The sequence below is a fragment of the Pseudomonas sp. LS-2 genome (genome assembly GCF_003605735.1).
GTDB lineage: Bacteria > Pseudomonadota > Gammaproteobacteria > Pseudomonadales > Pseudomonadaceae > Aquipseudomonas.
On the sequence record NZ_QXTJ01000030.1, the window covers coordinates 21,184 to 38,562 of the forward strand.

Below are 17,379 nucleotides of genomic sequence, written 5' to 3' on the forward strand. Positions count from 1 at the left end.
TTGCCGGCGGTGGGATTCTTGAGATCCCCACCGCACGGGCCTGTTTATTGCCACCTGGCAGTACATGGATGCCGGTCGGGCGTTTCGCCGCTACAATGCGCGACTTGACCGTGACGATCCGACTAAAAAAACATGTCCTTACCCAAGCATCATCTCGAATTGCTCAGCCCCGCGCGCGATGTCGCCATCGCCCGCGAGGCCATTCTGCACGGCGCTGACGCCATCTATATCGGCGGCCCGAGTTTCGGCGCACGCCACAACGCCAGCAACGAAGTCGGTGAAATCGCCGAGCTGGTGGAGTTCGCCCACCGCTATCACGCGCGGGTGTTCACCACGATCAATACCATCCTGCACGACAACGAACTGGAGCCGGCACGCACGCTGATCCACGAGTTGTACGATGCCGGCGTCGATGCGCTGATCGTTCAGGATCTGGGCGTCATGGAACTGGACATCCCGCCAATCGAGCTGCACGCCAGCACCCAGACCGACATTCGCACGCTCGAACGGGCCAGGTTCCTTGATCAGGCCGGCTTCTCCCAACTGGTCCTGGCCCGCGAACTCAATCTGCAAGAGATCCGCGCCATCGCCGATGAAACCGATGCCGCCATCGAGTTCTTCATCCACGGCGCGCTGTGCGTGGCTTTCTCGGGCCAGTGCAACATTTCTCACGCGCAAACGGGGCGCAGTGCCAACCGTGGCGACTGCTCTCAGGCCTGCCGCCTGCCTTATACGTTGAAAGACGATCAGGGCCGCGTCGTCGCCTTCGAAAAACACCTGTTGTCGATGAAAGACAACAACCAGAGCGCCAACATCCGGGCCCTGGTCGAGGCGGGTGTGCGCTCGTTCAAGATCGAAGGCCGCTACAAGGACATGGGCTACGTGAAAAACATCACGGCCTATTACCGTCAGCGTCTGGACGACGTGCTTGAAGATCGCCCTGACCTGGCCCGCGCCTCCAGCGGCCGCACCGCGCACTTCTTCCTGCCCGACCCGGAAAAGACCTTCCACCGTGGTAGCACCGATTACTTCGTGACCGATCGCAAGATCGACATCGGCGCCTTCGACACCCCGACCTTCACCGGTCTGCCGGTGGGCATCGTCGAGAAAGTCGGCAAGCGCGACCTGCAGGTCGTCACCCACGAGCCGCTGTCCAACGGCGACGGACTCAATGTGCAGATCAAGCGCGAAGTCGTGGGTTTCCGCGCCAACATCGCCGAACCCAAAGGCGAATTCGAAGAAGAGGGCGAAAAGCGTTATCGCTACCGCGTCGAGCCCAACGAGATGCCGGCTGACCTCTACAAGGCGCGTCCCAACCACCCGCTCAACCGCAATCTGGACCACAACTGGCAGCAGGCCTTGCAGAAGACCTCGGCCGAGCGTCGCATCGGTGTGTCGTGGCAGGCGCGTCTGCGCGAAGACGTTCTGGAGCTGACCGTCACCAGCGAAGAAGGCATCAGCGCCAGCGTGACGCTGGATGGCCCGTTCGGTGCTGCGAACAAACCGGAGCAGGCACTCGATCAATTGCGCGATCTGCTGGGTCAACTGGGCACCACCCAATACCACGCGACCGACATCAAACTCGATGCGCCTCACGCGTTCTTCATCCCCAATTCGCAGCTCAAGGCCCTGCGCCGTGAAGTCATCGAAGCCCTGACCGCCGCACGTGTCGCCGCCCACCCGCGAGGCGGTCGCAAGGCCGAAACCAGCCCGCCGCCGGTGTACCCGGAAGCGCACCTGTCGTTCCTGGCCAACGTTTACAACCAGAAGGCCCGCGACTTCTACCACCGTCATGGCGTCAAGCTGATCGACGCCGCCTACGAGGCTCACGAAGAGCCGGGTGAAGTGCCGGTGATGATCACCAAGCACTGCCTGCGATTCTCCTTCAACCTGTGCCCGAAACAGGCCAAAGGCGTGACCGGCGTGCGCACCAAGGTCGCACCGATGCAACTCATCCACGGCGATGAAGTGCTGACCCTGAAATTCGACTGCAAGCCGTGCGAGATGCACATCATCGGCAAGATGAAGGGCCACATCCTCAACTTGCCGCAACCGGGCAGCGCGCCAGTCGTTGGGCATATCAGCCCTGCCGACCTGCTCAAGACCATTCCCCGCGCCCCGCATTGAGTGGATCTCGAGCGCGCCGTAACGGCGCGCTCGATCTGCCTCGGACCTTCCGACCTCTCAATCTGCGCCAATCAAGACTGCGGCTTCAGCGCCGGGCCAGTTCGTGCCGGGTGCAGCCCTCGTAATAGACCTGCCTGACGCCCTCGGGACGCAGCCGCGACGGACTGTCGTAAGTCTGTTCGGTAATGCCCAAAGCGCTCATCCGCATCCATTGCTGTGGAAAGTGCCGGCCCTGCATCTTGTTCCGAGCGCCGTACAACGTCAGACCGGAGAGTTTGTACTGCTGCGCCGCGGCGGCAACTCCGGCGCCCCAGGTGCATAAATCCCGTTCATTCTTGTTCAGATCCCGTGCAAACGTGTTGAAAGACGCGCCCACCAAGGCACAGAACGCCAGAACCATCCTGAGTTTTTGCATGCAGATCCTTGCCTAACTGACTGATAGGTCGAAGATTCTGCCCATTGACAAACAAGACCGGGGCCAGCAATTTGCCTCTTTTGCCCGGTAGCCGACCAGTGACATGCAAGATCCCTGGAAACCGGGCCGGCCATGTGACAATTCAGTAACGAAAGCTGGCGCCGCCTGCTACCGTGTAGGAGTTGAGGGTGAACCTTATTGACCGATGACCGGTCAGTAGTTGCACCTCTGGTCAGGTCTGTCGGTGACTGCTCCGTTCCGTCGATCCGGCCAGCTTTATTTCCAGAAGGACCGTCCATGATCCCTGTTCAACGTATCGCCTGGCTGAAAGCATGGGGCGCCCATGGTTTTACCGCCACAGGCGTCGTCCTCGCCTTCCTGGCGACCATTGCCCTGTTCGACAATCAACCCAAGGCCTGCCTGCTCTGGCTGGGCATCGCTTTGATCGTGGACGGGGTAGACGGCTCGCTCGCGCGCAAGGTCAACGTGCAGTCGGTGCTGCCGCATTTCGACGGTTCGGTACTGGACCTGGTGATCGATTACCTCACCTACGTGTTCATCCCTGCCCTGTTCATCTATCGCTACATTCCGCTGCCTGAATACACGCTGCTGCTGACCACCTCGATCATTCTGGTGTCGTCGCTGTTCTGCTTCTGCAATACCGAGATGAAAAGCAAGGACAACTACTTCCAGGGCTTTCCCGCGGCCTGGAACGTGGTGGCGCTTTGCGTTTATATCCTGTCGCCCGCGCCGTGGCTGACCTTCATCACTGTGATCTGTCTGGCCCTGTTGACCGTGACGCGCATGAAGTTCCTGCACCCGTTCCGTGTGCGCCGCTTCATGCCAATCAACATTGCCGTGACCAGTGTCTGGTTCCTGTGCAGTTTCCTGCTGGTGATCAACCACCCCTACAACGGTTCGTGGGTGCTGAGCGTGTGGTTGGCGATGTCGGCCTACTTTTTGGGCATCTGTATCTGGCGCACGTCGCTTGAGTGGATCGACAAGGCGCGGTTCTGATTCGCGTCTGATCTCCTTGAAAACAAAAAAGCAGCCCATCGAACGGCTGCTTTTTTTATGCCTGATACCTTCTCGGCAGGATCAACTGGATCACGTGGATCAACTGTGGCAGCGAACCTGTCTCGGGGTATCTGGACGGTTGCCGGTCCGCTCTGCCCCAAGCTGCGCCAGATACGCCCAGGGATAGATCCCTCGTTGATGCCCGTCGCTGAACACCAGCTGCAGCCCGTAACCCTGAGCGTGAACCTCCAGCAAGCGAATCGAGTCGGCGACCACGGGCTTCATGCCCCGCAGCCGAAACGCGCGGCACTGGGAGCACGGGCAAAGTTGCCTGAGCTGAACATGACCGATGTGCTGCTCACTGCCGTCCTGCCAGCTCAGGCGCAGCAATTGTCGGTCCCGGGAGTTTCCGATAGAACGCGGCGCCGCCATCATGGCAGTTGCCCCAACGCGATGCGCACGGCCTTGCGCACTTCCGGATCACCGTCGTGCTCCAGTTGCAGCAACGCAGGTCGGGCGCGGCTGTCGCCCAATTCACCCAGCGCCAAGGCTGCTTCCTTGCGCAGGTTGCTGATGCTGTGGGTCAAGGTTTCGACCAGCGACCAGAGCGCGGGCTGATGCCGCAGGCGACCGAGGCTGCGGGTGGCGCGCAGACGCACTTGCCAGTATTGGTCCGCCAGCGCCTCGATCAAGGCGGCACCTGCATCCTGATGCCCGACCTTGCCCAACGTCGTGGCCGCCTCTTCGCGCACTTGCCAGGCCTCATCCCGCAGTGCTGTGCGCAACGCGGGCAAGACTTCAGCGCCGTTCGCCAGGCCAAGGGCGCCGGTCGCGGCGCGGCGCACGTCGGTGTCGGGGTCATGACTGGCCAGGGCCGCCAGGGTCTCCAGGGCCTGGGTTTGCTTCAACCAACCCAGTACGCCCACGGCTTCGCGCCGTACGCTGGCGTCTTCGTCGGTCAACGCCAACAGCGCGGCTGGCGCTGCCTCTTCCAGACGCAACTCACGCAAGGCCCGGAATGCGGCGATGCGTACGCTGGTCAGGGCATGAGCGGTCCATGGCAAAATCACCCTGCCCGCCTCGCTTGTTTTCAGCACGCTCAGGCTTTGCGCCGCAGCGTCACGCACCGAGGCCTGAGGGTCGGTCAGCGCTTCGCACAACGCCTGCACCACTTCAGGCTCTTCCCAGGCCTCAAGCAAAACCGCAGCCTGGGCGCGCACGTCCTCTGCCGGGTCAGCGGCCAGACGATCGATCAACCAGTCCAGCCCCTCGGGCTCTTCAAGGTCGGCCAGTTCGATCAGGGCGATGCGACGCACCCCGGCGTCGTCATTTTGCAGTCGAGGCCCAAGCGCCCGGATGTCTTGATGGTCGATGGTTTCAAAGTAGCTATTGAGGTCGGTCATAGGGCCAGTCGCAGTCTGTCGTGGTCGTTGGGAAGCCCGAGGGGATTGAGGCGCGGCAGTTGCCGGCCATCCTCGTGATGCAGCAGTTCAAGGCAATGGCGCTTCAGGCGGGAGAACGCCGGGCTTGTCACCAGTTCGGTGCTTCGCGGGCGGGGGAAGTCCAGGTGCAGGTCTTCGATGAAGCGACCCGGCCGCGAACTCATCACCAGAATCCGGTCGGCGAGAAACAGTGCTTCGTCGATGTCATGGGTGACGAACACCACGGTGGTGCGAATCCTCGTCCAGATGTCCAGCAACAGCGCCTGCATTTTCATGCGGGTCAGCGCATCCAGCGCGCCAAAGGGTTCGTCCATCAGCAACAAACGGGGACGATTTATCAGCACGCGGGCAATCTCCACCCGCTGCTGCATGCCACCTGACAGCTGATTCGGCCAGTGACCGGCAAACGCCTCCAGCCCTACCAGCGCGAGCATGTCATCGGCGGCGGCCAGTCGTTCGGCCTTGCCGGTGCCGTTCATTTTCAAACCGAAGGCGACGTTCTCCCTAACCGTGCGCCAGGGGAACAACGTGTGTTGCTGAAACACCATGCCCCGTTGCGGCGACGGGCCATGAACAGGCACACCGTCGACATCGAGGCTGCCCTGCGCCGGTTGCAAGTGCCCGGCCAGTGCGCCGAGCAAGGTCGACTTGCCGCAGCCGGACGGGCCCAGGATGCAGACGAACTGCCCCGGTTCTATCTGGCAGTCGATCTTTTGTACGGCCTCGAACGCGGTGTGCTTCTCGCCGAGGATGATCGACAGGCCGCGTATGTCGACGCGGCCGGCCGGGTGGGTAGCGGCATTCATCAGGCTTTCCCTCGTGGTCGATGCCAAGGCGTGAACAGGTGGCCGAGGCGCTTGATCAGCAGGCTGCTGCCCATGCCCAACAGGCCGATCAGCAGCATGCCGACAACGATGTCGGCGTAGTTCTGGATGGTGTACGACTCCCAGGTGTAATAACCGATGCCGAACTGTCCGGAGATCATTTCCGCGGTCACCAGACAAAACCACGAAGTGCCCATGCCAATCGCAAGGCCAGTGATGATGCTGGGCGCCGCCCCCGGCAAAATGACTTCCAGCAAGATGGCGTGGCGCCCTGCTCCCAGGCTTTTAGCCGACGCGATCAGCCTTGGGTCGACGCCTTCCACGCCATGCACGGTGTTGAGCAGAATCGGAAACAACGCACCGGTGAAGGTGATGAACACCATGGACAGTTCCGACGACGGGAACATCAGGATCGCCAGTGGAATCCACGCCACTGCCGGTATCGGTCGCAATACTTCCAGCGGTGGCAACAGCAGGTCCTCGGCCCAGCGCGAACGACCGATGACCACGCCCAGCCCCACACCGACCAGCAACGCCGCCGCATAACCCGCAAACACGCGGCTCAGGCTGGCGCTCAAGTGCTGCATCAATCTTCCGGAGTCCACCAGCCCTACGGCGGCCTGTATCACCGCGTAGGGCGTCGGCACATTGCTGAATGTCACCAGCCAGAGGTTCCAGTGATTGCTCGCCGCCAATTGCCAGAACAGCAAACACAACAGCAAGGACGCCGCTCTTGGCAACCAGCGCAGTGCAGGATTGGGCATTATCGTGCTCTCCGTCTTGCGTTTAGCGGCTGGCCACAGCGGCTTGAGCGCTGGCGTCGTTGAAGTCCAGCACCTTGCCGCCCTGAGTCTCGGCGAATTGCTGCGCCTGCCCCTTGAGCAGGAACGCGCTCAACCGTCCTTTGGCATCGCTGGCAAACCAGGCCTGATTCGCCAACAGCTTGATGCCGCTGTCCTCAGCCTGGGCGTAGACCGCGCGCACGGCCTTGCCTTCCTTGTTCAACGCTTCCAGCGCCGTGAACGCTGACTCTGGTGAGGCGTAATGACGGACTTTCGGCTCACCCTTGACCCAGATTTCTGCCACACGGGCAAAGTCGGTGATGGGCTTGCCGGTCAGCGCGTCGTTGGCTTTGAGCGGTGTCTGGGCGTAATTCGCCAGTTGCGCGGAGTAGTCCAGGCCCGATGCCTTGTAAGCGGCGCGGATGTACTGATCGTCGATGAAGGTGTTCAGATCAAGGCCGCGATCGGCCTTTTTCAGCAGTTTGAGGGTGTCGATGGCGGTGCCCACGGCCTGGCGATATTCCGGCTTCCAGGTCTGATCACGGGTCTGCAGACCCAGCGGGCCATGGAACAGGTAATTGACCTCGGCCTCGATGCCGGTGACTTTTTCGATCAGCTCGCTGTATTTCTCGGGCTCTGCGGCCAGCAGTTGATTGGCTTCGATGCCTGCGCGCAAGTAAGCGACAACCACTTCCGGGTATTTCTTCGCGTAGCTTTCGTCGACCAGTGCGCCGTGGAACGTCGGGCTATTGGATTGCGAGCCATCGTAGATCTTGCGAGCGAACCCTCGGTTCGGAAACAGCTCGCCAAAGGGCACGAAGTCGGCATGGGCGTCGATCTTGTCAGCCTGCAACGCGGAGCCTGCGACTTCCGGGGCCTGGGCGATGATGTTGACGTCTTTGAGCGGGTCCCAGCCCTGCGCCGCGACTGCACGCAACAACATCCCGTGGGCCGTAGAAGCGAACGGTACGGAAATGGTCTTGCCCTTGAGGTCGGCCAGCGATTGCGCGCTGGAGGCGGTCGGCACCACGATGCCATTGCCGCTGCCCTTGATATTGCCCGACAGCACGCTGATGAACAGACTGTGCTTGCCCGCAGTCTCGAAGGCTACGCCATTGAAGGCGCCGGGGAAGTCGGCCATGGCGCCGAAATCTAGCTTGCCCGCGACCATTTCATTGGTCAGCGGCGCGCCACTGGTGAAGTTCTTCCACTCGATCTGGTATTGCGCATCCTTGTACTTGCCGTCGTGAGGCAGGTATTTGTCCAGCAAGCCCAGCTCACGAATGAGCAGGCCGCCAGCGGCGCAGTTGATGGTGGTGTCCTGGGTACCGATGGCGATGCGGATGGTTTGCGCCTGTACCGACAGGGTCAATGAAGCCAGCACGAAGCCGGCCAGAGTGGCACGCAATAACATGGATGTATCCCCTCGAATCATTTGCAGGAAGTCGTCTCCGCCACGATCTGGCGTGGTGGGAAACGAGGGGTTTCAGGCGAATCGGCGTCCGCTGTTCACGGATGGCTTTTGGGTGGTCACAGATTGCGCAACGAATCGAGTTTCAGCGCAGCAGGTACGGAATCTCGACCTTGACCGCACCGGTCGGGCAGTCCTTTTCGCAGGGCATGCAATACCAGCATTCGTCGAACGCCATATAGGCTTTCTGGGTTGCGGGATTGATCGCCAGCAGGTCCATGGGGCAGACGTCGACGCACACGGTGCAGCCTTTCTCGGCGATGCACTTGTCCTCGTCCACGGTGACCGGGGCGTTGGATCGGAAGNCGCGCTCTCTGTCTGGGCAAGGTTTCAAGGGTTTTCAGGCGGCATCGGCCCCCACGCGCAGGCGGTCATAGGCGAGCATTTCCTCGGCGTCCAGCGCCACGATATAGGGCTCGACCGGTTTCTTGAGGCTGACCATGCTGCCGTCATCGCCCTTTTTCAGGTGGGTATGGCAGAACCAGTCGCGGTCGTTGCGCAGCGGATGATCGACGCGATGGTGATACAGGCCCCAGCGGCTTTCGGTGCGATAAAGCGAGGCGCGAGCGGCCATTTCCGCGCAGTCGCGAATCACGCTGACTTCCATGGCGCGCATCAATTCATGGGCATTGCTGGCCTTGAGTTGATCGAGATCGCGCTCGATGTCGCTGAAACGCTGCAGGCCGATCTGCATCTTTTTCGTCACTTTGGGCGGTTGCAGGTAATCGTTGACGAACCGCCGCAGCTTGTATTCGACCTGCGCGGGCGGCAGGCCGTGTTCGCGGTCCAGCGGTGCATAGACCCGCGCTTGCTCGCGTTCCAGTTGGCCGGGATCGACCTCGGTAAACCCTCGTTCGGCGACATAGTCCGCCGCGTTATTGCCTGCGAACCAGCCATAGGTAAACGCGCCGAGCATGTAGTTGTGCGGCACGGCCGCCATGTCGCCCGCCGAGTACAAGCCCTTGACCGACGTCTCGGCGCGCTCGTTGACCCAGACCCCCGACGCCGAATGCCCGCTGCAGAAGCCGATTTCCGAGATGTGCATCTCCACCATCTGGCTGCGATAGTCGGTGCCGCGATTGGCGTGGAACTGGCCGCGACTGGGGCGCTCGTTGCTGTGCAGAATCTCCTCGATGTTCTGGATCGTCTCTTCGGCCAGGTGATCGAGCTTGAGGAACACCGGGCCGTTGCCGCTTTCCAGTTCCTGGTGGAACTCCCACATCATCTGCCCGCTCCAGTAGTCGCACTCGATGAAGCGTTCGCCCTTGTTGTTGGCCGTGTAGCCGCCCAGCGGTCCGGTCACATAGGCGCAGGCCGGGCCGTTGTAGTCCTTGATCAGCGGGTTGATCTGGAAGCACTCCAGATTCGCAAGCTCAGCCCCTGCGTGATACGCCATGGCGTAGCCGTCGCCAGCGTTGGTCGGGTTTTCGTAGGTGCCCATCAGGTAACCCGACGACGGCAAGCCCAGGCGTCCGGCAGCGCCGCAGCAGAGAATCACCGCCTTGGCCTTGATCACATGGAAGTCGGCGGTGCGGCAATCGAAGCCCATGACGCCATTCACCGCGCCCTCGGCGTCGGTCAGCAGCCGAGTGCAGACCACGCGGTTGGTGATGGTCACCCTCGCCCGCTTAAGCTGGCGGTACAGCACCTTCTTGATGTCGTGGCCTTCGGGCATCGGCAATACATAGGCGCCCATGTGGTGGACTTTCTTCACCGCGTAATCGCCGGTTTCATCCTTCTCGAACTTCACGCCCCAGCGGTCCAGTTGTTCGATGGTTTCGAAACTGTGGGTGGCGTAGGCATACACCGCGGCCTGATTGACGATGCCGTCGTTGGCGATAGTGATTTCCTTGGTGTACTGCTCCGGCGTGGCATGCCCGGGAATGACCGCATTATTGAGGCCGTCCATGCCCATGCTGATCGCGCCGCTGCGTTTGACGTTGGCTTTGTCGATCAACAGCACGCGCAGATCGCGGTTGCGTTCCTTGGCCTTGATCGCCGCCATCGGGCCGGCCGTGCCGCCGCCGATCACCACGATGTCATATTCCTGTTCAAGCACTTGGCGCGTCATGACTGAGCCTCTCGGTGACGGTCGATTCGCAGGCGGTACTGGAATGCATCGCCTCGGTAATAAAGATGTTCAAAGTCCACCGGCTGGCCGTCGGCGGTGTGGGTAAGGCGCTCGATGCGCATGATCGGCGAGCCGGTTTCGACCTCCAGCGCCTGGGTCAGGTCGCTGTCCGCCAGCACTGCGTCGATGGCCAGGTCAGCGTGGCCCAATGTCAGGCCGCAGTCGTTTTCCAGAATCAGAAAGATGTCGCGGGTGACCAGGTCGGCGTTTTCCAGTCGCTCGCCCAGATGCTTCGGCAGCCAGGTCATTTCAAGGGACACCGGTTCACGATTGATCAGCCGTACCCGCCTGATCTGGGTGACCGTCTCGCCTTCGGCGACGTTCAAGCGCTCGGCCACCAGTTTGTCGGCGGGGACGAAGCGAAAGCTGCGCAGACGGTTGATCACCTCGTAGCCGCGACCGGTCATGGATTCGGCCAGGCCTTGCAGGGTGCTGACGTTCTGGAACGCCTTGGGCTTGGAGACGAAGGTGCCTTTGCCGTGGATCTTGAAGATCAGCCCTTCCTTCTGCAGATCGCCCAGTGCCTGGCGCACCGTGATCCGACTGACCTTGAACATCGCGCCCAGCTCGCTTTCCGAAGGCATCTGGCTGTCCGGCGCGTATTCGCCATCGAGAATTCGCCCGCGCAGCAGATCACGCAGCTGACTGTGCAGTGGCACGCTGGAAACAGGGGATAAAGTCGTGGTTGAATCCGTCATTGGCATCACTTGTCATAACGAGTTATGACGTGATCTTAAACAGCTTAAGCAGGCCTCTGGAAATACCGTTTGGATATATGGTTAGTGCGCAATGGCAGGCGCCTCAACCTGCATCATCAGCCCACGTAACCCAAAGGCAACTGCGTGGTGGATTTGATCTGCTCCATGGCAAAGCTCGAACTGATGTCGGTGATCCCCGAGAGCTGGATCAGTTTCTTGTACACCGCGTCGTACCCGGCGATGTCCGGGACCACGATGCGCAGCATGTAGTCGGTATCCCCCGCCATGCGATAGCACTCGACCACTTCGGGCAAGGTCGCGATCAGGTCATGAAACCGCCCCAGCCACTGCGCGTTGTGCTGATTGGTCCGAATCGCCGCGAATACCGTCACCGAGACGTTCAACTGCGCCGGATCGAGCAAGGCCACACGGCCGCGAATCATGCCCTGCTCTTCGAGTTTCTGAACCCGGCGCCAGCAGGCCGTGCTGCCCAGGCCGATGCTGTCGGCGATTTCGGCGATGGGCCGGGTGCAGTCGTTTTGCAGAATGCCGAGGATTGCCTGGTCGAACTTGTCCATACGGTGCCGCTCTGGTTCTGGAATGCAGGTGATATGCCTTGAGGCGATAAAGATAGGCCATATTTTGCTAAGCGCGAAATCATATTCTCCTGAGCGAGCTTAAGTGCGGAAAATAATCTAACCATGAGACAAATCAACGTTCACATATCAATTTTTTTTCACCTTCACGCCGGTAGTATTTCCAGCATTACGGACAGCGCGGATTTCTCCCCCGATGAGCACACTTCCTTGTTACTTCGATTACGCAGCCACAACACCGGTCGATGATCGCGTCATACAGACCATGGTCACGTGTCTGGGCCGCGAAGGCACCTTTGGCAACCCCGCTTCCAGCTCTCACACTTATGGTAATCAGGCACGTCAGGCCGTCGAACTGGCCCGGCGTCAGGTCGCCGAACTGATCGGCAGCGACGCCGAATCGGTGATCTGGACCTCAGGCGCTACCGAATCCAACAACCTCGCCATCAAGGGTATCGCGCTGAGTACCAAGGGCCCGCGCCGTCACCTGATCACCAGCCGTATCGAACACAAGGCCGTCGTCGACACCGTGCGTCAACTGGAGCAGGCCGGTTATCCGGTGACCTGGCTCGAACCCGACAGCCAGGGCCTGATTCAGCCCGGCGCCGTGCGTCAGGTATTGCGCGACGACACGCTGCTGGTGTCGCTGATGCTGGTCAACAATGAGCTGGGCACGGTCACCGATATCGCCGCCATCGGCCAGATGGTCCGGGAGCATGGGGCCATTTTTCACGTCGACGCCGCCCAGGGCGCGGGAAAACTGGACATCGATCTCACGTCTCTGGCCGTGGACCTGATGTCCTTTTCGGCGCACAAGACCTATGGCCCGAAAGGCATCGGCGCGCTGTATGTAGGGGAACGCGCCCGTCCGTTGCTGGAGGCGCAGATTCACGGCGGCGGGCATGAACAGGGTTATCGTTCCGGCACACTGGCTACGCACCAGATCGTTGGGATGGGTGCTGCTTATGCCCTGGCCAGCGCCGAAATGGCGGAAGAAGTCCAGCGTATCGGCGAGTTGTCAGCACAGCTGCGTGACGGCCTGCTGCAACTGCCGGGGGTGACACTCAACGGCGATCCTCTGCAACGCATCCCGCACACGCTGAACATCTGCGTCGACAGCCCCGGTTTCAACGTCATGAGCCTCTCCAGTGAGCTGGCCGTCTCCTCGACGTCCGCGTGCAACTCCGCCAGCAGCGCCGTTTCCCATGTATTGCTGGCGCTCGGACTGACTCAGGCACAGGCCGGCAGCAGTCTGCGCCTGAGCCTGGGGCGCTATACCCAGCCACAGGACGTCGAAAAAGCCATCGCAGTGATCGCTGGCCGGGTGAACAGCCAGCCCACGACGTTCTGGTGATGGAAAGTAACCTTAAGGGGTTACATGGGCGAAAGTAACCTGCTGAGGTTACTTTCCTGCCAGTTTCAACACTGTCAGACCGACTGCGATACTCACCGCGAAACTGACCAGCGTGCCGAGCAACACGTACTCGCTCAGAGAACGTTGTTCGTCGCCCTTGATGTCGTTGAAACGCAGAATGCTTTTGGCAGTGAGCAGGAAACCGATAGCGCCCCACTGATCCAGCAGCACGAACGTCAGAATCAGGGCGCGCTCCAGATAACCGATCAGTGTCCCCGCCTTCTTCAGCGATCCCTTGCTGCTGACACTGGCCAACCATGGCGTCAACACTGCACCGATCAGCGCACCCGTAGGCCGCAGCACTAGAACGTACCCCAGCAGAAACAACAGGTTGCGGGCATTGAACAGCGCTTTGATGGAATCCAGCGCCCAAGGCCAGTACCCCTGGGCCGTCAGCCAGATCACCGCCAGCACCAGCACCTGCAAGAAGAACTGCAAGACAAAGGCAAAGGGTGACTGCACTTTCGCCATCAGCCAGCGGATCCCCGCCCAAGAGAGTGCGAAGATCATCCCGGCCACCAACGCTGGCACGCCCGAACGGTTGAAGGCGTACAACAGCGCCGCTACCCCAGCGCCCTGAAGCACCGCCATGAGCCCATTCTGCAAGGGGGTGAACGGCTGACGACGTCGTTCGCGCCACTGGGTCCTGCCAAAGTCCAGCAGCATGTTCGCCAGTATCAACACCAGCAACACCACCGACCCATCACGCATCCGCCACCTCCAGCAGCCATTGCCGCGTGCAGGTCAGGTATCGGTCCAGCAGGCGTGCCTGGCCGCGCTGCAACGCCTTGTTGATGGCCACGCGGGATTTCCCCAGATTCTCGGCAATGCTCTGCTGATCGCCGACGCCCAGCAAATGGGCGTGATAGGCCTGCGCCTCGACCACCGTCCACTTGTCGACGATGGCGGCCACGAATTCGGTGACCAGTTCCGCGCCGCGCAGCAGGGATGCGTCGTGGCTGAAGAGCGCCAGGCTCAGTTTCTTCATCCCGTCCAGCCCCTGCCCTGACAGCACGAACGCCTCGCCGTAATTGCGTCCGGCCGTGGCGGCGCCAACCCCGACGGCGATCCGTGCGTCCCAGCGTTCCCCAGCGGGACTGGCCGCAATCAGGCCCGCGCGAATGGCCAACGCGCATTCGAACGCCAGGGAGGATTTTTTGAGAACGACCTGAAAGCCGTCTCCACGGTAGGTATCGATGCTCAGCCCATAGGTCTTTTTGAGCGCCGCCAGCACAGCCTTCAGGCCATCGAGGTAGGCCTTGGTGTCGGCGACAGACTGGGAATGCATGAGGTCCCCGGTCAGCACAGCTTTGACGGTCATGAAAAGCTCCGGCAGGAAATCTTCGAGAGCGGCTACTATAGGCCAAATGACAAAAAGTAACCTTAAAAGGTTACATTTATAAAAGTAACCTGAAAAGGTTACATTCATGAAAGTAACCTGAAAAGGTTACTCCAACCACAAGCGCTCACCTCGAACGCACACGTGAACTTCAGCCCGTGACTCTGGCACAATCGCCCCATCAGCGTAATCCGACAGAGATGAGCATGGACCTGAACAGCACCTTCCACCGCCTGAACACCGGCAGCAAGAAGTGGAGCCACTACCCCGAGGACGTGTTGCCGATGTGGGTGGCGGACATGGATTTCCCGGTGGCCGAGCCGATCATTCAGGCATTGACCGAACGTCTGCAGCATCCACTGCTGGGCTATTCGGTGGCTCAGGACAGCCTGCGCAAGACGCTGGTGGCGCATCTGGCCGCACAGTACGACTGGCAGGTGCTGCCCGAGGAGCTGGTGTTCCTGCCCGGCGTAGAGCCGGGAGTGAACATGGCGTTGAACGCATTGCTGCCCGCTGGCAGCGGCGTGCTGGTCCAGACCCCAAACTACGCACCGCTGCTACACGCGCCCGCCCACTGGAAGCTGCCGCGAATCGATTTGCCCTTTCACGCCGATGCCAATGGTCAGTACCCCACCGACATTGAAGCGCTGAAACGCGCCCTGCCCGCCACCCGCGCCCTGCTCCTGAGTAACCCGCACAATCCGCTGGGCAAGGTCTTCGAACGTGAAGAGTTGCGCGCCATCGGTCAGGCATGTGTCGACAACGACGTGCTGATCATCTCCGACGAAATCCACGCCGATATCCTGTTCGACGGCCGTCGCCACACGCCGATTGCCTCCCTGAGCCCGGAAATCGCCGCGCGCAGTATCACGCTGATGTCTGCCAGCAAGGCCTGGAACATCGCCGGGATGAAAACCGCATTCGCCGTGATCGCCAACCCCCAGTTGCGCCAGCGCTTCGACAGCGGGCGCCTGGGACTGGTCGACAGCGTCAATGCACTGGGGATGGAAGCGACTCAGGCAGCGTACAGCCAGGGCGCGCCGTGGTTGACCCGGGTGACGGTCTATCTGCAGGACAATCGCGATTATCTGGCCGATGCCATCAAGACCCGCTTCCCCGGCATCACGATGAATCTGCCGCAGAGCACTTACCTGGCCTGGCTCGATTGCTCTGGTCTGGGGCTGGTGAACCCGCACGCATTCTTCCTCACCGAAGCCAAGGTGGCGCTCAGTGCTGGCCCTGAGTTCGGCGACGGTTGCAGCCAGTTCGTGCGCCTGAACTTCGGTTGCCCACGCCCCATGCTCGAAGAGGCGCTGGCGCGCATGGAGCGCAGTTTGCAGGAGCGCGCTTGACAGCACGGCGGCTCAGACCGCCTGCGCTTGCGGGCGCATCAGAAGTATTTGAGCCAAAGGATGTCGCGGCGTCGGGCCTTGAGGTCGGCAAACCACCGCACTGCCGGGAACAGCAGCAGGCTGAGGAACGCCGCACCGCCCCATAACGCTGCGACCGAGTCGAAACCGAAGTAACGCCCCTGATTGGTTCCCCAGATGGCAACGGCGGCCAGATACAGGAGTTTGAGCGCGTACAGGTGCAGCAGATAAAAGAACATCGGCGCTGCACCGAATGTCGCCAGAACCTTCAGCCAGCGGGCGCTGCCGCGTCGCTCCATCCAGGCCAGCAGCAACAGGCCTAAACCCAGCGTCAGGCAAATGAAAAGCAGAGACGGTGGGTATTTGGTGATGTTGAGGATGCTCATCACGCTCTGGAGCGTGGTTTCGCCAGCGACCCAGGGTTTCTCGCCATAACCGTTGAGCGCGCGCAATGTCAGAAACAGCGCCAACAGCCCGAAGCCTGAGGCGATCAGGTTCAACTCGCGTTTTCGCGGATCGGCGCTTTTTGCGAACCACGGGCCGGCCGCATACCCCAGCGCGATGACGCCGACCCATGGCAGCACCGGGTAGGATGTTCGCAGGCGCACGGTGTCGCAAATCTCTATCCAGCCGCGGTCATGCAGGACTGCCCAGGGAATGTGCATCAGCGATCCCGCGGCAAAATGTACATCGTCCAGCAGGTTGTGGCCGGCAATGATCCCTAGCCCAAGGGCGGCCAGCGCCCCGCGTGGCAATGCGACAAGTCCGGCCAGCGCGATCATGCTCAGGCCAATCGCCCAGATCACCTGCAGGTAAATCACTGTCGGCGGAAACTCAAAGGTCCAGGCGAAGTTCACCAGCGTGAGTTCCAGAGCGATCAGGATCAGACCCCGCTTGAACAGAAAACCCGCGACCTCGCCCGTTCCCGTGCGGCGCTCGCCATAGAGAAAGGCCGACAGCCCGGTGAGAAACACGAACAATGGCGCGCAGAAATGCGCGAGCGTGCGGCTGAGAAACAGATCCAGACTGGTGCTGCTGACATCCATCGGGTCCGCCAGCTGACGGTGCAGAAAGAAGGTTTCGCGAACATGGTCCAGCAGCATGAAGACGATGATCAAGCCACGCAACGCGTCGATCGATTGCAGCCGGCCCAGGGAGAGCGAGGTGCCGGGCATGATCGTCGGCTCGTTCGCATAATGGGTTTTTTGCTCGAGTGCCGATGTGCTCACGCCAGACGATCCTCTACCGAGGCCTTGGGCAAGGACGCCAACCCGCGGGACGCAAATGCCACCGCGTCATCTCCAGTGTCGATACCTTGCATGCCGACCCTATCGTGGGGCAGCAGCGCCTGGGAAGTTTCAGAAGAAGCAACGTGGGAAAGCGAAATGTTCATGAAGGGATCGATTCTCGAAACGCGAAAGCCACGCGAACACAGAGTGCTCGCCGCAAAGAGTTATAACATAACACTCAATGCAGGCATTCTGACAACGAAAATCCATCTGGAGCGGTTTCGAACGCTAAGCTCCGACGCCGAAAGCACGGCTTGTAGCAGTCCGGCCGGGCGGCGTGGCTTCATGATCGTTCCCACGCTCCGCGTGGTAACGCTGCGATTGACGCTCCGCGTCAACGAGGACGCAGAGCGTCCTGCAAGGCATTCCCACGCTGGAGCGTGGGAACGATCATGAAAAACAGACAGCCTGACCGACGCGCAATCTGCTCCGGCCCGGAGGGCATCGGAGCCTGATCTGTCGGC

At 61.0% G+C, this 17,379-nt stretch carries 18 protein-coding genes; 4 read left to right on the forward strand and 14 right to left on the reverse strand.

All coding sequences use genetic code 11. The annotated features are described in order from the left end of the window. The first annotated feature begins 132 nt into the window (after positions 1 to 132). A complete protein-coding gene (locus tag D3M70_RS17255; RefSeq protein WP_120126931.1) occupies positions 133 to 2,127 on the forward strand; it encodes a U32 family peptidase in 1,995 nt (664 codons plus the stop codon). Between the two features lie 85 nt (positions 2,128 to 2,212). Here D3M70_RS17255 and D3M70_RS17260 read toward each other — a convergent pair whose 3' ends face one another. After that, entirely contained in the window at positions 2,213 to 2,542 is a 330-nt protein-coding gene (locus tag D3M70_RS17260; RefSeq protein ID WP_375232986.1) for a hypothetical protein, read from the reverse strand. A gap of 297 nt (positions 2,543 to 2,839) precedes the next feature. On the opposite strand from D3M70_RS17260, the gene pcsA reads away from it, so the two are divergent. Then, positions 2,840 to 3,559: a phosphatidylcholine synthase gene (gene pcsA, locus D3M70_RS17265; protein ID WP_120126932.1), complete on the forward strand. Its 720-nt coding sequence runs from the start codon at positions 2,840 to 2,842 to the stop codon at positions 3,557 to 3,559. Between the two features lie 99 nt (positions 3,560 to 3,658). On the opposite strand, the gene D3M70_RS17270 is transcribed toward pcsA, so the two are convergent. From D3M70_RS17270 to D3M70_RS17310, 9 genes are all read right to left on the reverse strand, one after another. Further along, positions 3,659 to 3,994 carry a gamma-butyrobetaine hydroxylase-like domain-containing protein gene (locus D3M70_RS17270; RefSeq protein ID WP_120126933.1) on the reverse strand — a complete coding sequence of 112 codons (336 nt, stop codon included), beginning with the start codon at positions 3,992 to 3,994 and terminating at the stop codon, positions 3,659 to 3,661. Then, positions 3,991 to 4,962 carry a HEAT repeat domain-containing protein gene (locus tag D3M70_RS17275; RefSeq protein ID WP_120126934.1) on the reverse strand — a complete coding sequence of 324 codons (972 nt, stop codon included), beginning with the start codon at positions 4,960 to 4,962 and terminating at the stop codon, positions 3,991 to 3,993. Before D3M70_RS17275 ends, D3M70_RS17270 begins: the two co-directional genes overlap by 4 nt. Beyond that, the gene (locus D3M70_RS17280; protein ID WP_120126935.1) at positions 4,959 to 5,807 is read right to left on the reverse strand and encodes an ABC transporter ATP-binding protein; all 849 of its coding nucleotides are present in this window, start codon (positions 5,805 to 5,807) and stop codon (positions 4,959 to 4,961) included. Before D3M70_RS17280 ends, D3M70_RS17275 begins: the two co-directional genes overlap by 4 nt. Then, entirely contained in the window at positions 5,807 to 6,589 is a 783-nt protein-coding gene (locus D3M70_RS17285) for an ABC transporter permease (RefSeq protein WP_081564349.1), read from the reverse strand. Before D3M70_RS17285 ends, D3M70_RS17280 begins: the two co-directional genes overlap by 1 nt. Positions 6,590 to 6,611: 22 nt before the next feature. After that, positions 6,612 to 8,021 carry an ABC transporter substrate-binding protein gene (locus D3M70_RS17290; protein ID WP_120126936.1) on the reverse strand — a complete coding sequence of 470 codons (1,410 nt, stop codon included), beginning with the start codon at positions 8,019 to 8,021 and terminating at the stop codon, positions 6,612 to 6,614. 142 nt (positions 8,022 to 8,163) lie between these two features. Continuing rightward, on the reverse strand, positions 8,164 to 8,383 hold a 220-nt coding region (locus D3M70_RS17295), incomplete at its 5' end, for a ferredoxin family protein (RefSeq protein WP_133306490.1). Between the two features lie 35 nt (positions 8,384 to 8,418). After that, a complete protein-coding gene (locus tag D3M70_RS17300; RefSeq protein WP_120126938.1) occupies positions 8,419 to 10,149 on the reverse strand; it encodes a fumarate reductase/succinate dehydrogenase flavoprotein subunit in 1,731 nt (576 codons plus the stop codon). Beyond that, entirely contained in the window at positions 10,146 to 10,907 is a 762-nt protein-coding gene (locus D3M70_RS17305) for a GntR family transcriptional regulator (RefSeq protein ID WP_120126939.1), read from the reverse strand. Before D3M70_RS17305 ends, D3M70_RS17300 begins: the two co-directional genes overlap by 4 nt. A gap of 116 nt (positions 10,908 to 11,023) precedes the next feature. Next, entirely contained in the window at positions 11,024 to 11,485 is a 462-nt protein-coding gene (locus D3M70_RS17310; RefSeq protein ID WP_081564353.1) for an Lrp/AsnC family transcriptional regulator, read from the reverse strand. Positions 11,486 to 11,699: 214 nt separating this feature from the next. On the opposite strand from D3M70_RS17310, the gene D3M70_RS17315 reads away from it, so the two are divergent. After that, positions 11,700 to 12,857 carry an aminotransferase class V-fold PLP-dependent enzyme gene (locus tag D3M70_RS17315; protein ID WP_120126940.1) on the forward strand — a complete coding sequence of 386 codons (1,158 nt, stop codon included), beginning with the start codon at positions 11,700 to 11,702 and terminating at the stop codon, positions 12,855 to 12,857. A 48-nt stretch (positions 12,858 to 12,905) separates the two neighbouring features. Here D3M70_RS17315 and D3M70_RS17320 read toward each other — a convergent pair whose 3' ends face one another. Both D3M70_RS17320 and D3M70_RS17325 read right to left on the reverse strand, forming a co-directional pair. Then, on the reverse strand, positions 12,906 to 13,628 hold the full coding sequence (locus tag D3M70_RS17320) for a hypothetical protein (RefSeq protein ID WP_120126941.1): 723 nt from the start codon (positions 13,626 to 13,628) through the stop codon (positions 12,906 to 12,908). Beyond that, positions 13,621 to 14,238 carry a hypothetical protein gene (locus tag D3M70_RS17325; protein WP_120126942.1) on the reverse strand — a complete coding sequence of 206 codons (618 nt, stop codon included), beginning with the start codon at positions 14,236 to 14,238 and terminating at the stop codon, positions 13,621 to 13,623. The genes D3M70_RS17320 and D3M70_RS17325 overlap by 8 nt, the downstream gene beginning before the upstream one ends. 218 nt (positions 14,239 to 14,456) lie before the next feature. On the opposite strand from D3M70_RS17325, the gene D3M70_RS17330 reads away from it, so the two are divergent. After that, complete coding sequence (locus D3M70_RS17330; RefSeq protein ID WP_120126943.1) at positions 14,457 to 15,608, forward strand: MalY/PatB family protein; 1,152 nt, start codon at positions 14,457 to 14,459, stop codon at positions 15,606 to 15,608. Between the two features lie 38 nt (positions 15,609 to 15,646). Here the strand turns inward: D3M70_RS17330 and D3M70_RS17335 are convergent, their stop codons facing one another. Beyond that, positions 15,647 to 16,801: a DUF1624 domain-containing protein gene (locus D3M70_RS17335; RefSeq protein ID WP_120126948.1), complete on the reverse strand. Its 1,155-nt coding sequence runs from the start codon at positions 16,799 to 16,801 to the stop codon at positions 15,647 to 15,649. Positions 16,802 to 16,851: 50 nt separating this feature from the next. Next, positions 16,852 to 17,019, reverse strand: coding sequence for a hypothetical protein (locus tag D3M70_RS32025; protein ID WP_165869830.1), 168 nt, complete (start codon positions 17,017 to 17,019; stop codon positions 16,852 to 16,854). Positions 17,020 to 17,379: the final 360 nt, after the last annotated feature.

Coding starts and splice junctions, on each gene's coding strand:
- D3M70_RS32025 (WP_165869830.1), bottom strand. CDS start 17,019: ATGAACATTTCGCTTTCCCACGTTGCTTCTTCTGAAACTTCCCAGGCG.
- D3M70_RS17305 (WP_120126939.1), bottom strand. CDS start 10,907: ATGACGGATTCAACCACGACTTTATCCCCTGTTTCCAGCGTGCCACTG.
- D3M70_RS17315 (WP_120126940.1), top strand. CDS start 11,700: ATGAGCACACTTCCTTGTTACTTCGATTACGCAGCCACAACACCGGTC.
- D3M70_RS17310 (WP_081564353.1), bottom strand. CDS start 11,485: ATGGACAAGTTCGACCAGGCAATCCTCGGCATTCTGCAAAACGACTGC.
- D3M70_RS17275 (WP_120126934.1), bottom strand. CDS start 4,962: ATGACCGACCTCAATAGCTACTTTGAAACCATCGACCATCAAGACATC.
- D3M70_RS17335 (WP_120126948.1), bottom strand. CDS start 16,801: ATGCCCGGCACCTCGCTCTCCCTGGGCCGGCTGCAATCGATCGACGCG.
- D3M70_RS17290 (WP_120126936.1), bottom strand. CDS start 8,021: ATGTTATTGCGTGCCACTCTGGCCGGCTTCGTGCTGGCTTCATTGACC.
- D3M70_RS17300 (WP_120126938.1), bottom strand. CDS start 10,149: ATGACGCGCCAAGTGCTTGAACAGGAATATGACATCGTGGTGATCGGC.
- D3M70_RS17320 (WP_120126941.1), bottom strand. CDS start 13,628: ATGCGTGATGGGTCGGTGGTGTTGCTGGTGTTGATACTGGCGAACATG.
- D3M70_RS17285 (WP_081564349.1), bottom strand. CDS start 6,589: ATGCCCAATCCTGCACTGCGCTGGTTGCCAAGAGCGGCGTCCTTGCTG.
- D3M70_RS17260 (WP_375232986.1), bottom strand. CDS start 2,542: ATGCAAAAACTCAGGATGGTTCTGGCGTTCTGTGCCTTGGTGGGCGCG.
- pcsA (WP_120126932.1), top strand. CDS start 2,840: ATGATCCCTGTTCAACGTATCGCCTGGCTGAAAGCATGGGGCGCCCAT.
- D3M70_RS17330 (WP_120126943.1), top strand. CDS start 14,457: ATGAGCATGGACCTGAACAGCACCTTCCACCGCCTGAACACCGGCAGC.
- D3M70_RS17325 (WP_120126942.1), bottom strand. CDS start 14,238: ATGACCGTCAAAGCTGTGCTGACCGGGGACCTCATGCATTCCCAGTCT.
- D3M70_RS17270 (WP_120126933.1), bottom strand. CDS start 3,994: ATGATGGCGGCGCCGCGTTCTATCGGAAACTCCCGGGACCGACAATTG.
- D3M70_RS17255 (WP_120126931.1), top strand. CDS start 133: ATGTCCTTACCCAAGCATCATCTCGAATTGCTCAGCCCCGCGCGCGAT.
- D3M70_RS17280 (WP_120126935.1), bottom strand. CDS start 5,807: ATGAATGCCGCTACCCACCCGGCCGGCCGCGTCGACATACGCGGCCTG.